Annotated in this window: 10 protein-coding genes; 5 read left to right on the top strand and 5 right to left on the bottom strand. The window is 60.5% G+C overall.

Annotated features, from left to right (window positions below):
* Positions 1 to 46 precede the first annotated feature (46 nt).
* Entirely contained in the window at positions 47 to 697 is a 651-nt protein-coding gene (locus A6D6_RS03455) for a potassium channel family protein (protein WP_133491757.1), read from the top strand.
* Positions 694 to 2,064 carry a TrkH family potassium uptake protein gene (locus A6D6_RS03450; protein ID WP_159659948.1) on the top strand — a complete coding sequence of 457 codons (1,371 nt, stop codon included), beginning with the start codon at positions 694 to 696 and terminating at the stop codon, positions 2,062 to 2,064. The genes A6D6_RS03455 and A6D6_RS03450 overlap by 4 nt, the downstream gene beginning before the upstream one ends.
* 135 nt (positions 2,065 to 2,199) lie before the next feature.
* On the opposite strand, the gene A6D6_RS03445 is transcribed toward A6D6_RS03450, so the two are convergent.
* The 5 genes from A6D6_RS03445 to A6D6_RS03425 all read right to left on the bottom strand — a co-directional run bounded on the left by A6D6_RS03445 (position 2,200) and on the right by A6D6_RS03425 (position 9,608).
* Positions 2,200 to 3,276: a PepSY-associated TM helix domain-containing protein gene (locus A6D6_RS03445; protein ID WP_159659947.1), complete on the bottom strand. Its 1,077-nt coding sequence runs from the start codon at positions 3,274 to 3,276 to the stop codon at positions 2,200 to 2,202.
* Between the two features lie 15 nt (positions 3,277 to 3,291).
* A complete protein-coding gene (locus A6D6_RS03440; RefSeq protein ID WP_159659946.1) occupies positions 3,292 to 5,424 on the bottom strand; it encodes a TonB-dependent receptor in 2,133 nt (710 codons plus the stop codon).
* Between the two features lie 176 nt (positions 5,425 to 5,600).
* A complete protein-coding gene (locus tag A6D6_RS03435; protein WP_159659945.1) occupies positions 5,601 to 6,392 on the bottom strand; it encodes a DUF547 domain-containing protein in 792 nt (263 codons plus the stop codon).
* A gap of 11 nt (positions 6,393 to 6,403) precedes the next feature.
* Complete coding sequence (locus A6D6_RS03430) at positions 6,404 to 8,548, bottom strand: dihydrolipoyl dehydrogenase family protein (RefSeq protein ID WP_159659944.1); 2,145 nt, start codon at positions 8,546 to 8,548, stop codon at positions 6,404 to 6,406.
* Positions 8,549 to 8,567: 19 nt separating this feature from the next.
* A complete protein-coding gene (locus A6D6_RS03425) occupies positions 8,568 to 9,608 on the bottom strand; it encodes a methyltransferase domain-containing protein (RefSeq protein WP_159659943.1) in 1,041 nt (346 codons plus the stop codon).
* A 184-nt stretch (positions 9,609 to 9,792) separates the two neighbouring features.
* On the opposite strand from A6D6_RS03425, the gene A6D6_RS03420 reads away from it, so the two are divergent.
* The 3 genes from A6D6_RS03420 to A6D6_RS03410 all read left to right on the top strand — a co-directional run bounded on the left by A6D6_RS03420 (position 9,793) and on the right by A6D6_RS03410 (position 14,050).
* Positions 9,793 to 10,296, top strand: a complete 504-nt coding sequence (locus A6D6_RS03420) for a sigma-70 family RNA polymerase sigma factor (protein WP_159659942.1) — start codon at positions 9,793 to 9,795, stop codon at positions 10,294 to 10,296.
* Positions 10,293 to 11,243, top strand: coding sequence for a FecR domain-containing protein (locus A6D6_RS03415; RefSeq protein ID WP_159659941.1), 951 nt, complete (start codon positions 10,293 to 10,295; stop codon positions 11,241 to 11,243). The genes A6D6_RS03420 and A6D6_RS03415 overlap by 4 nt, the downstream gene beginning before the upstream one ends.
* Positions 11,244 to 11,671: 428 nt before the next feature.
* Positions 11,672 to 14,050: a TonB-dependent receptor gene (locus A6D6_RS03410; protein WP_159659940.1), complete on the top strand. Its 2,379-nt coding sequence runs from the start codon at positions 11,672 to 11,674 to the stop codon at positions 14,048 to 14,050.
* Positions 14,051 to 14,071 lie beyond the last annotated feature (21 nt).

Below are 14,071 nucleotides of genomic sequence, written 5' to 3'. Positions count from 1 at the left end.
CGTCCGGCGTCGGCGCTCCGGCGTCCGGTCCGACAAGGGAGCCGTTATGAAAAAGCAATTCGCCGTGCTCGGATTGGGCAGCTTTGGCGAGGCGGTGGCGCTGGAACTGATGCGTCTGGGGCATCAGGTCCTGGGAGTCGATAATCGGGAAGCCCAGGCCAATCGCCTGGTCGACAAACTGACCCAGACGGTGATCGCTGACGCCACCGACGAGGACGCCCTGCGTGAACTGGACCTGGAAAGTTTCGATGCCGTGTTGGTGGCCATCGGCGAGAACATCGAAGCCAGCATCCTTTGCACCATGGCGGTGAAATCCCTGGAGGCGAAGGAAGTGTGGGTCAAGGCGATTACGCCGGTCCACCACCGCATCGTCGAAAAGCTCGGTGCCGACCGTGTTCTGCATCCCGAATACGAAATGGGGTTGCGCGCCGCCCAGACCATGGCGCATCCCAATATGCTCGATTACATCAGCCTGGGCGATAACTACTTCGTCATCGAGATCCGTCCCGGCGAGGTGCTGGAAGACCGCCCGCTATCGGACCTCAAGATCGAGGAGATCGGTGTGCGCCTGCTGGCCATCAAGCATGGTCAGAACGTGGATTTGCAACCGAGTCCGCATCAACGGCTCAAGCGTAACGATCACCTGGTACTGCTGGGTGAAGAACCGGCCTTGCGTCGATTCTCCGAGAGTTTATGAGAACCTGGTTTCCCGGCCTGCGCGCCCGCACCGAGTCGGTCCTGTCCCTGCGTCATCCCTGGCGTTACAGTCCGCCGGCGATTCTGGCCGGCAGTTTCCTGTTGCTGATCGCGATCGGCACCGTCCTGTTGTGGCTGCCGGTCTCCGGCACGCCACCGTTGACGTTTTTCCAGGCTCTGTTCACCGCCTGCTCGGCGGTCACCGTCACCGGTCTGGTGGTGGTGGATACCGGCTCGCATCTCAGTCCGTTCGGGCAATCGGTGGTGCTGGGCCTGATGCAATTGGGCGGCCTCGGCCTGATGACCTTTGCCGCGTTGACGCTGATGGCGCTGGGCGGCCGGTTGGGACTGCGCGGGCAGCGCCTGGTGCGCGAGGCCACCGACCAGACGTCGCCGGCGGACATGCTGGTGCTGGTCAGGCATACCGCGTTGCTGGCGCTGATCATGGAGGCCATTGGCGCGGGATTGCTGAGCGTGGTCTGGATTCCGGAGCTGGGGGTGGCGCGGGGCTTGTGGTTCAGCATTTTTCACAGCGTCTCCGCGTTCAACAACGCCGGTTTCGCCTTACTGCCTGACAGCCTGTCACGGTGGGCCGCCAATCCCATGGTCAACCTGGTGATCACCGCGCTGTTCATCATCGGTGGTCTGGGGTTCACCGTGTTACTGGATCTGTGGCGCAAGCGGCAATGGCGCACGCTCTCCCTGCACAGCAAACTGACTCTGGCCGGTACCCTGGTGCTGTGCCTCGGTGCCTGGTTTCTGGTAATCGGTTTCGAATGGAACAACGCCCGCACTTTTGGAGAACTGCCGGAATCCGGCCGGCTCTGGGCCGCCTGGTTCACCGCGGTGACCCCCCGCACCGCCGGTTTCAATACCGTGGACATGGGCAGTCTGATGGCGCCCACGGTATTGCTGATCATGTTCCTGATGTTCATCGGCGGCGGCAGCAACTCCACCGCTTCCGGTATCAAGGTCAGCACCTTCATGGTGATGCTGTTGGCCACGCGGGCGTTCTTGCATGGGCGTCAACGGCCCACGGTGTTCCGGCGCGCCATTGCCGTGGAGTCGGTGTTTCGGGCCCAGACCGTGGTCATGCTGAGTTTGCTGGCGGTGGTGCTGAGCGGATTCCTGATGGTGGTGCTGGAGCCGGCGCTGCCAGTGATGGACGTGTTGTTCGAGGCGTTTTCGGCGTTCTCCACGGTGGGGCTGTCCCGGGGGATTACCGGGGAACTGTCCTGGCCGTCGCAGTGTGTGCTTATGCTGCTGATGTTCATGGGCCGCATTGGGCCACTGGCTCTGGCGTTCTCGTTGGCACGGCCACAAACACCGAAATTGCGCTACGTCGAGGACCATGTGCAGATTGGTTAATGAGGCTCTCTGCCCATCCGTATTCGCCAGCAAGCTGGCTTCCCTAAGCGGTTGGTTCCATAACGCTTTGTGGGAAGCTGCCTTGGCAGCGAATACTGGGCGAATTGATATAACGGCACGGCCAATGATTCAGCGTCACTTCAGCCGCCGTTTACGCCACCACAAATAAACGCCGGTGACGAACAGCAGGGCGGGTAACCCACCGGATACCAACACGAGCCAGCGCCCGGGCAGCCCCAGGGCCTCGCCGTTGTGCAGTGGAAACTGCCAGGCCAGCACGGTATCGGCGGCGCCCAGTTTGCGTTCGTCCCACACCTCCAGAACATCGCCGCTGTACTGATCCACCCAGACCGAGCTGGGCGCGTAGCGCTGCCAGTTGGATTCGGGCAGAACATAGGCCAGCCGGTAACTGTCTCGCTCGGAACGTGGCAGGTAGACCCGGCTCAACCGGGCTCCGGGAAAGACCGGGGCGGCGGCGGCAACCGCCTGGTCCAGGTCCACCGGAGCGGAGCCTGATGGCGTCGATTGCGGTTGAGGTGTCGGCGTCACCGTGGCCAGCGCGGCGACGGCAGCGGTGATCGGTGCGCGAAACACCATGAACACCCCGGACAGCGCCACCACCAGCAGCACTGGAAACAGGTACAAACCGAGTGCGCCGTGCAGGTCGAAATAGAAGCGGAAACGGCCCTTGCCACGTTCAATGGCGAGGGCGCGCCGCCAGCGGCCGCGTTTGGGCCAGCGCAGATACACCCCTGTAATCGCGAACAGCGCCAGCAGAATGCCGCATACACCGACCACGTACTTGCCGGTGGTGCCGCCAAGCAGGGTGTAGTGCAGCCGATAGATCCAGGTCATCGGATACGCACCCCAGGCGCGCACGGTGGCGACCTCGCCGGTGTAGGGATCCACATTGACTTGCAGCGGTCCTGGCGCGTCCATTGGGGTATCGAAACGGACCATATGGTAATCGCCACTGGTGCCGGGCAGATAGAGCCGACGGGGTTCGGCGCCGTCCGCTGCCTCGCTGGCATTAGCGAGTATCTGGTTGAGGGGCAGAGAGGACTGGCCGGCCGGCGTGGTCAGTGCCGGCGTCAGCCATTGGTCCAACTGCGGGTAGAACACCAGCAGACTGCCGGTGATGCCGATCAGGGCGAGCAACAGGCCCGACCCCAGACCGGCGTACAGATGCAGGGAAAAGATCAGCCTGCGCATAACAGGTTATGGCCCTTAGAAATCCAGATTGTAGCCTATGGTAAAGACTCGCCCTCTGCCTTTGAAATATTGGTCGGACCGGGTGGTGGCACTTTGCGAGAAGTAGGTGAAGTAGTCCTGGTCAAGAAAGTTCTCGATGCCGGCGTTGAGTTGCCCTTTGGGCAGACGATAAGCCAGCGACAGGTCAAACAGGTTGTAGCCGTCGAACTTTTTTTCCGGGTCATTGAAATCGAGACTGAAATAACGGGTGCCCTGAAGGTAGGTACTGAAGCGGTCTGTCCAGCGTGCCTGCCAGCTCAAAGTGAGATGATCGGGGGGAATGTCACGTGCTCCCATGCGCGTGTCGACGTGGTTGTCGTCATCGCTGTCATACTTGCCACTAACGTGGGCGTAGCTGGCGCCGAGGCGATGGCCTTCACGGAATGCCCAGCCCAGACTGGCTTCGGCACCGTGAATTTCCGTTTTCTGTCGCTGCACCTCAAACACGCCAGTGGCCGGGTTTTCGGACAGGCGCGAGCCGAGATCAGCATCGGAGCGAAAATAACTGACTTCGAAGTCCACTGGCCCTTGAACCACCCTTATGCCCGCTTCCTTATTGTCGGTGACGATAGGGCGAAGGTCGAGGAAAGTGTCGACGCTTTGACCGGGCACCGAAATGGCTCGCAGAACCCGTCCCACATCTGGCATGCCGAAGCCTTCGGAATAATTGGCGAAGAGCTGAACGGCTTCGGTGATCTGGAACGTCACGCCGGCATTATAAAGGGTATCGTCAAAGCTGGGGTTGCCGCCCTCAACGGCCACTCCCGGCTTGCTTGCTGGAGGGTTGGTGGCGTTGTATTGATAAATGGTGGTGAAGTCATCCACATTCAGTTTGGCGTATTCGTAACGGGCGCCGCCATGAATCGTAATACGGTCAGTGGCCTTGTACTGCGCTTGCAGGAAAGGTGCGATGTTTCGGAATTGAGTCTCCGGAACCCAGTCGCGATCAGTCTGAATCAAGCGCTGACGGGTTTCGTCTTGCAACAGATCCAGACCGGTGGTGAGCTTGAGCCGGTCATCCAGCAAACCGTCCCGAATCAGCGTGAATTTGGCACCCACTTTGTCGGACTCATTTTGTGATTGCTCCACCAGAGTTCCAGTTGGCGCAATGTTCGGATCTTGCAGGTAGGTGGTATCCGCTCCATAACGAGCCCGGAAACGTTGGGTGTAGAGCTGAGCCTGAATGTTGTTGCCAAGAAAATTCATATTTTTGTACGACAGGCTGGAGGTCCATACATCATTGTTGACCGGATCTCCGAGGCCTGCCGCCTTTCGGGAGGTAGTGGGAATGCCAATGTCGCGGTCCCCCGGGACCTCCTGGTAATCGTGATTGCTTTCCAGGAAAAAGCGATTAATGCTCAGTTCCACATTCTGGTTATCATCGATCCAGTAACCGACCTTCACCATCACGTCATGGCTTTGCGAATCCATGATATCGCCCTGGGCATTGTCCACACCGATGGTTTTGCCGTCGGCGTCGTAGAACATTCCCCTGGATTGATAGGTGACACCCGCCAGGAAATCCCAGTTGTCGTGAAGGCCTTCGAGACGATAATTGAGTTTGTAACCCAGCCCGTCTGAATCGAAATCATCGGGGGAGGTGAGCATGGCGCCGGCATGCTGCCGGGTTTGAGTGCCCTGCGGACGACGGGTAACGAAGTTGATGATGCCGCCGGTCGCCCCCAGTCCATGTTCCGCGGTGGCGCCATGAATCACCTCAATGCGCTCCACCAGAGATAAGTCCAGGGTATAGCCGTCCCGCGACCCCGGCCTCAGAGGGTTGGACTGAGGAATGCCGTCGACCATATAAAGGGGGGCGCGTCCACGGAGCGTCTGGCCAGCGCCGCTGAGCTTTTGCCGGCTGGGACTGAAGGATGGGATCAGATTGCTGAGGACCTGAGCTTGATCACCGGTGATGGCGAGCTGCTCATCAAGTTGCTGACGGGTAATAATGGTCACTTTCTGAGGTGTTTCCCCGACCTTTTCCTGGGAGCGGCTGGCGGTGACCGTGACGGCGTCCAGTTTGTGAGGATCGTTTTGTGCCATGGCCACGGTGGTCATGGTCAGTGACAGTAAGGCAGCAGGCAAGCCGAGGCGCGGAGGGCGCATGGGCGTTCTCCATTTTGTTGGTAATCGTTATGTATGATTTGTAAGGGTGAGGCGACACTAAGAGAAATGAGAATCGTTGTCTATTGCGAAATGGTTAAAGCCGCTCTATGAAGCTCCAAGAGCAAAGCAGGGGGGGAGTGCCCCGCTTGATTGACGCCCGTCCAGCCTGCGGCGGGTTACTGATCGGTTGGAAGCCCGTTTAGTGACCAGTCGTACGGTAGAAACCGAATAGCCAGCCGATTGTCACGCAGCAGATCAGCATCCCTGGTGGTCAGCCCGAGAGGGCCGGAGTAATCGGCAAGCCAGGCTCCCAGGTCGCCGGCGGCATTGGCGAAGTCGTCGCGGTACCATTTGAAGATCGAGGACACCGAGAGGCGTCGGCTTTCTTGATCGAACTGATTGCGGCTGCGATCGGAGAGGAAGCGGTGAGTGCTGTCCTCCAGTTGCCAGTCGAGCCGCTCGCTGGTGTAGGCCTCCGGTCGCAGTGCCGGACAGCCTATCGAAGCGCAGTTCACGGCAAAATGAATGCGCGGATCCATGAGGTCCGGATTGTCGCGAATCAGGCCGTGCTCCACCTCATCCAGGGTGCGACGCTCTCCCAGCAGGGTGAAGAAGCGCTGATCCCAGGGCCCGGAAAACAGGCCGCCGATATCGCGGATGGAATCGGGGTGGGGCGTCTGGTCCAGGATCAGTCGCAGGGTAAAGGCATTGTAGGCGTTGATCAGAAAGGCCAGCTGTTGATTGCGGTCGAAGTCCTGGAATTGGCGCTCGGACACTGTGCTCAGATCATCCAGATAGCGATCCAGGCGGGGCCGGTCGGCGGCCATGCCCTGATAATCCACCTGTGAGGCGACGCCGCCACGTACCCAGTGCACGTGCTTTTTCAGCAGCGTGTCCCAGTCGCCATGGTCGAAGGCGATGGCGGTATGAGTGAACAGAACCAGGGCGATGGTGAGTAACGGTCGCATCAATACCTCCGTCAACGCCGCCAGTCATGAAAGCGTTCCACCCAACGCAGAAGACGCTCCGGTTTGTGGTTTTTCTTCCACTCTCCGGCGGCGTACTTGTTGGCTTCCGACAGGGTCGGATAGATGTGGATAGTGCCAAGAATTTTGTTCAACCCAAGGCCGTGCTTCATCGCCAGTACATATTCGCTGATCAGATCGGAAGCGGACTCGCCGACGATGGTGACGCCGAGAATATGATCCTTGCCCGGGGGCGTGAGTACCTTGACGAAACCTTGGGCGACGCCGTCGGCGATGGCCCGGTCCAGGTCATCAATTCCGTAGCGGGTGACTTCGTATTCAATACCCTGTTGCCGGGCTTCCTCTTCGCTCAGTCCCACCCGTGCCACTTCCGGGCTGGTGAAGGTGGCCCAGGGGATCACCCGGTAATCCACCTTGAAACGCTTCACGCCGCCGAACAGCGCGTTCACCGCCGCGTACCAGGCCTGGTGAGCGGCGGTATGGGTGAATTGATAAGGGCCGGCCACGTCTCCGCAGGCATAAATGTTGGGGAAGCGGGCCTGCAGGTACTCATTCACGGCGACGGTGCCGTTGGCCCCGGTGGGGATGCCCAGATCCGGCAGGCCCAGGCCCTCGGTGTGAGCCCGGCGCCCCACGGCCACCAGCACGGTGTCGAAGGGCAGGGCGATTTCCTCCCCGTCGTGTTCCGCATACAAAATGGACTGGCCGTCTTCCACTTCAAAGCGCAGCGCCTTGTGGCCGGTCAGCACCTTGACGCCGCTGTCTTCCAGAGCGGCTTTCACCAGGGTGGCGGCGTCTTCATCTTCCTTTGGCATCAGGCGCGGGAGCATCTCCACCTGAGTCACGCGGCTGCCGAGCCGGGCGAAGGCCTGCGCCAGTTCACAGCCGATCGGGCCGCCGCCCAGGACCAGCAGGCGTTCGGGCAAGTGGTCACGTTGCCAAAGTGTGTCCGAGGTGACCACGTCCACTTGATCCAGGCCCGCGATGGGTGGGATGAAGGGCGAGGCGCCGGTGGCAATGATGATAGAGCGGGCGGTGAGGCGCTGGCGGCCTTGCGCGCCCTGTATCTCCACTTCCCACGGGGTCAACAGACGGGCTTCTCCCCGCAGACACTCCACCCCCAGTCCGGTGTACCGCTCCACCGAGTCGTGCGGTGCGATGTCGCCAATCACCCGCCGGATGCGCGCCATGATGCTGGCGAACTCAAAGCGGGGTTGAATCTGGTCGAAGCCATAGTGGTCGGCCTGCCGGGCCAGATGTGCGATCCGGGCGCTCTTCAGCAGCGCTTTTGAGGGTACGCAGCCCGTGTTGAGGCAGTCGCCACCCATCTGGTGTTTCTCCACCAGGGTGACTTTGGCCTTCACCGTGGCGCCAATATACGCACTGACCAGACCGGCGGAGCCGCCACCGATCACGATCAGGTTGCGGTCGAAGTGACGGGGTTTGCGGTAGTCCCGGTAAACCCGCCGTGCCTGCCAGCGCTGGATCAGTCCACGTGCCAGCCAGGGGAACAGACCAAGCAGAACGAAGGCGCCGATCAGGCCCGGAGATAACAGGCCAGACAGGCTTTGCAGCTGGCCGAGCTGAGTGCCAGCATTCACATACACGGCGGTGCCCGCCAGCATGCCCAACTGGCTGACCCAGTAGAAAGTGGCGGCGCGAATCCCTGTCAAACCCATCAGAAGGTTAATGATGAAGAACGGAAAGATCGGGATCAGACGCAGCGTGAACAGGTAAAAGGGGCCGTCCTTTTCCATGCCCGCGTTGATCTTCTTCAGCCGCTCGCCGAAGCGGGCCTGCACGGAATCGCGGAACAGAAAACGGGAAGCCAGGAACGCCAGGGTGGCCCCCAGGCTGGAAGCGAAGGAAACCAGGATCAGCGCCCGCCAGAACCCGAACAAGGCCCCCGCCGCCAGCGTCAGGATGGCGGCACCCGGTAAGCTGAGAGCCGTGACCAGTACATACAAGACAAAGAACCCGCCAAGCACCGTTACCGGATGATCCTGCAGCAATTGTTGGAAGGCGGCCTGCTGGGCTTTCACATAATCCAAGCTCAGATATTGGCCCAGATCCAGCAGAAAATAAGCCGCCACCAGCGCCGTGATCAGAAACAGCAGGAGTCCTTTTTTCAGGTTCATCGTCACCTCGTCGGGATCCTCAGCAACAGCCGCCGCCGGAAGATGGGGTTGTGTCGTTGAAGGGCGGATTCAGGCCGCAATCCTGAAATATGCCGTAATGAGTGCTGAAATCGCCAATGTAGTCGAAATGGGAACGGAAGCGGCTTTCCGCCAACATGCGCCAACTGTTGCCGCATACCGGGAAAACCTTGCCGGTGGGCAGATAGTGATGGCCATCCAGCAGGAAGCCATGCGGTTGTTCCGCCACCGTGCCCTTGTAGACCACCGCCTGGCCATAGTCTTCGCAAGCCGGTTCCAGGCCGTCGAGATTGAACAGCCGGTAGGTGGCCGAGTAAAAGCGAATGTCGCCCAGTTTGGCTTCGATGGCCGGGTTGTCGATGGTCAGGCGGCGCGATTCCACCAATCTGGGATCGGCGAAACCACAGTCCTTGCTCAGATTGAGGAAATCATTCCAGTACAGTGCGCCCGACAGACATTCGCCGTAGAGTACCGGGTCCCGGGTGAGTGCCGCCGGCACTCGCCGGTCCGCGTACACATCGGAGAAATAGAACTCGCCGCCGGGTTTCAGCAGTCGTTTCAGGTCGGTCAGCACCTTGGCCTTGTCGGTGCTGAGATTGATCACGCAGTTGGAAACCACCACGTCGAACCCGCCGGGTTCCAGATCCAGTTGATCCAGTTCCTCGATAAAGCCCTTAAGAAACATAACGTTACTGCGGCCATGACCGAACTGGTCACGGTGAAAATCCTGATGGCGGCGGGCTACCGCCAATTGTTCCTCGGTCATGTCCACGCCCACCACCGAACCCCGCTCGCCGACCAGGGCGGAAAGCAGATACGCGTCACGGCCGGAACCGCAGCCCAGATCGAGCACCCGGGCCCCCTCCAGCGCGGCCGGTGCCACCAGGCCACAACCATAGTAGCGACTGATCACTTCGTCATGGAGCCGTGTCAGCAGCGGTTTCAGATGTTCCGGCGGCGTCTGATCACAGCAGGCGTTGGTTTGCAGATCGTCGCTGCCGGAGAGGTGTTTGCCGTAATAATCCTGAACCTCGTCTCTCATTGCTGTCTTCCTTTATCGGTTCCATGAATTGGATGCCCGGCGACGGCGATTGTTACGGAGCACTGAGTCCGCCACGGTATACAGAAAAACACATCGGAGCTCTTGTTATCGATAATTGATGATGGTTATCATTTCCATTCGTCGTCCAATTTCCCATTCTGCCCATGCGGCAGCCCGGTTGCCTATGTCCGACCCGTCACTGGAGACGCTTTACCGGCATCATCATAACTGGCTGCGAGCGGTGCTGTACCGGCGCTCGGGCTGCTCCGAGCTGGCCGCCGACCTGGCCCAGGATACCTTCGCGCGGTTGCTGCGCCGTGAAGACGACATTGCCGCTATCCGCGAACCGAAGGCCTTTCTTGGCCGTATCGCCAATGCACTGCTGGCCAATTACTGGCGCCGCAAAGCCATTGAGCAGGCCTACCTGGAGACGCTCCAGCAACAGCCCGAGCCTGTCGCGATATCGCCGGAAGCCTGCTACCTGGTGGTCGAGACCCTTTATCGCATTGACGTATTGCTGGATGCCTTGCCTTCCAGGGTGCGGCGGGCTTTCCTGATGTCCCGCCTGGATGGCATGCGCTATGTCGATATCGCCGCGCGGTTGGTGGTGTCGGAAAGGACGGTGCGCAATTACATCGAGCAGGCCATGTTTCACTGCTTGAAGGCGGATCCGGGGCTGCTGCCGTGAGCAACGCCGAAGTCTCAGAGGAGGCGTTGGAGCACGCCGCCCGCTGGTTCGCCCTTCTCGGTGATGGCGATGTCAGTGACGAGGACCGGGAACGCTGGCACCGGTGGCTCGCTGCCAGCGCCGATAACCAACGAGCCTGGGACAAGGTGGAGCGAATCGACCGCGCCTTTCATGCCATGCCGGTAAAGTCCGTGGGTGACATTCTGAGCGATGCCGGGCGCCGTCGCCGGCGCCTGTTGCGCGGGCTGGGCGGGGCGCTGTTCCTGGCACCGCTGGGATGGTGGGGCTGGCGGCAACGGCCCGCGGGGCTGGGGCGGGCGGATCTGCGCACCGCGGTGGGGGAAATTCACGAAGTGACACTGCCAGACGGCAGCCGTTTGTGGTTGAACACGCGCAGCGCGGTGTCTCTCGACTTCAATGCTGACCACCGGCTACTGCGTCTGTGGGCTGGCGAACTGTATCTGGAGACCGCCCGGGATGCCCGCCCCATGCGTGTCGCCACCGCTTTGGGTTCGGCGGCGCCGCTGGGCACCGCCTTCGGAGTGCGCCTCACCGATGGACGACTGCGGGTGCGCGTTGATCGTGGCCGGGTGGCGGTGAGCTCCGTCGTTGGCGACGTCGGCGAGCGACTGGTCGAGGCCGGGCAGGGCGTTATCGTCGATGGCGAGGGGCGTTGGGAGAACCCGCGGCTGCCGACGGAAGAGAGCGCCTGGCGTGACAACCTGCTGGTGGCCAATGGTCGTCGGCTGGGGGATTTCCTTGATGAACTGGCCCGCTATCGGCACGGCGTGCTCCGCTATGACCAGAGCGTGGCGGATCTGAAACTCAGCGGCGGCTTTCCGCTGGACGACACGGATCGCATTCTCCAGGTGCTGGAAGCGACCTTGCCGGTGAAAGTGACACGCCTGACACCCTGGTGGGTCAAAGTCGAATCCGCATCACGCTGATATTCCCTCCACAGTAGCACTGTAGTGGCCTCCGGGTTTATGTCTCAAGGGCAACTCGGTCTTTCTTTTGGTTCATCGCGGATTACCGGGAATGTGGACCTCCGTAAAGACCCGCTTTGAGTGAACCGCTGCGTTTGGGACGCCAACGACGACGGACCTTTCTGGAGAGAGGGAAGGATGCTCTTCATCCCGGTATGGAGTGGAAAGGACATCCGTCTTTCTCGGTTACCTCGAAGCGGAGCCGTGTTGCGCCTTTGCGGAACCTGCTTCACGACGTTCCCGCAAAGGCGTAACACGGCTCCGCTGTCCCTGATGGAAGGTAAGATCGTTTCCCGCTAAGCCGCGACGAACTTTTTTTTCCGGTTTTCGTTTTCCGCGGGGCTTAGATCACAAAGGCCCACGCACAAAACGAAAAACAGGAGAACGACATGCTTTTCAGGCTTCGCCGCCAGAGCTTGGTGTTGGCACTTTCCGTCCTTTTACTGCCCTGCCTGGTGGAACGCCCGGTATGGGCCCAGGCGGCACCAATCGCCACGTCGGAAACCAGTAAGCGAAACTATGACATTGCCGCCGGCCCTCTGGCGGAAGCGCTCGCCCGTTTCGCCGCGCAATCCGGTTGGATCGTCTCCGCCAGCGCTTCGGCAACGGCGGGCCGTCACACCCAAGGCGTACGGGGCACCTACACCCGGCAACAGGCCCTGGCGCAGTTGCTGGCCGGAACCGGCCTTGGCTGGCGGCGGGTGGATGAGCGCTCGGTGGTGCTGACCGCCGCGGCGGCTCCGGCGGTTCTGGAACCAGTGACCGTCACCGCCAGCCGGTCGCAGGCGCAATTGGGGAAAACGCCGCAGAAAGTCACCGTCATCACCCGGGAGCAGATCGAGGAACAGATGGCCATGACCAGTGACCAGTCCCTGGTGCTGAGCAGCCTGATTCCCTCCTATGCGCCGAGCCGGCAAAAATTGACCAACTACGGCGAGACCTTCCGTGGCCGCAAACCGCTGTTTCTGATCGACGGTGTACCGCAGTCAAACCCGCTGAGGGACAGCAGCCGGGGAAGCTATACCATTGATTTGTCCCTGGTGGACCGCATTGAGGTCATTCATGGCGCCAGCGCCGAGCACGGTCTGGGCGCCACCGGTGGCATCATCAATTTCGTCACCCGGCGCCCGCGAGGCGACGATGTCAGCCAGCATGTCGCCACCAGTATCAGCGCCCCCACCGACGCCGATTCCGACAGTGTCAGCTACATGGGCAGCTACCGGGTGGAAGGCATCGCCGGTAACTGGGACTACCTCGCCGGCGTCACTTATCACTCCCGGGGTCTATTCCATGACGCCAAGGGCGACCCGGTGGGTATCGACCGCAGCCAGGGCGATATCATGGATTCCCAGGGCCATGACGTGATGGTGAAGATCGGCTACTGGTTCGATGAAAATCAGAATCTGCAATTCACCGCCAACCGCTTTTTTCTCGAAAGCAACCACGACTACATAACCGTGGATGGAGATCGCTCCATCGGCAGGCCCACCACCTCGGTCAAGGGGGACCCCGGCGGCAAACCGCCCCGCAACGAAGTGCTGACCACCAGTCTCAACTATCACCACCGTGACTTCCTTGGCAACGACGTGCAGGCCCAGGTTTATACCCAACGGTTCCGGGCCCGGTACGGCGGAGGTGTTTTCTCCGTATTTCAGGATCCGTCTATTGATCCCGGTAACAATCTGTACGATCAATCGCAAAACGAGGCTGACAAGATTGGTGGCAAGTTCACGTTGAACCGGGATGGTCTTTTCGAAGGCCGGGTCAAACTCACTGCCGGTTTCGATGTGATTCAGGACGAGACCAGCCAGATCATGGTGCTGACTCATCGGGAGTGGGTGCCGGAGACACAATTCCGCAATATCGCGCCTTTCCTGCAGGGACTCTGGCGAGTCAATGACCGGCTCACCGCCCAGGCCGGTGTTCGCTACGAGTACGCCGAGCTGGATGTTGATGACTTCACCACGCTGGCGTCCTATGGCGGCGCTCGCATTACCGGCGGCACCCCCAGCTATGATGAAACGCTCTATAACGCCGGCCTGACCTATCAGATCACGGACGGCTGGCAGCTGTTCGCCAGCTACGCGGAAGGCTTCGGGCTGCCGGACGTGGGCCGGGTGTTGCGCGAGATCGACGATCCCAACACCGACATCGAGAAATTCCTCGATCTTCGTCCCATCATTACCGAAAACAGGGAGATCGGGCTGCGGTTTCACCAGCATCCGGTGGACTTTGAGGTCAGCTATTACCAATCTGATTCTGATCTGGGGCAGCGTCTCGAACAAGGTGCCGATGGCTTCACCAAGGTGCGCCGGGAGAAGACAGAGATCGATGGCATGGAAGCCAGTGTTGGCTGGCAGGTTCTGGAGAATCACCGCCTCAGCGCCACCTACGCCAAAGTTCGCGGCCGTTATGACAGCAACGAGGACGGTCGTGTGGATACCAAACTGGATGGACGCAATGTGGCGCCGGATCGGCTGACGCTGCGGTGGCAGGCCAATTGGACCGGGAAGCTGCGCTCCCAGATTCAGGGAACCCATTATTTCAGCCGCCATTTCGATGAGCCGGAGAAACGCTTCGAGGGCTACAACCTGGTGGATCTGGGCCTGATCTATCAATTACCGAAAGGGCAGTTGAGCGCGGGACTGGAAAACCTGTTCAACGAGGACTATTTCACCTACTTCTCGCAATCCGGGACCACCACCAACAGCCAGTATTTCAAAGGGCGTGGCCGTGTCGTGACGGTGGGATACAGCCTGGACTTCTAGCGGGCCCGGCGGCGTCAGCAA

The organism is Alcanivorax xiamenensis, assembly GCF_009846745.1.
Taxonomy (GTDB): Bacteria; Pseudomonadota; Gammaproteobacteria; order Pseudomonadales; family Alcanivoracaceae; genus Alloalcanivorax; species Alloalcanivorax xiamenensis.
This window is presented reverse-complemented; position numbering and strand designations above follow the sequence as displayed.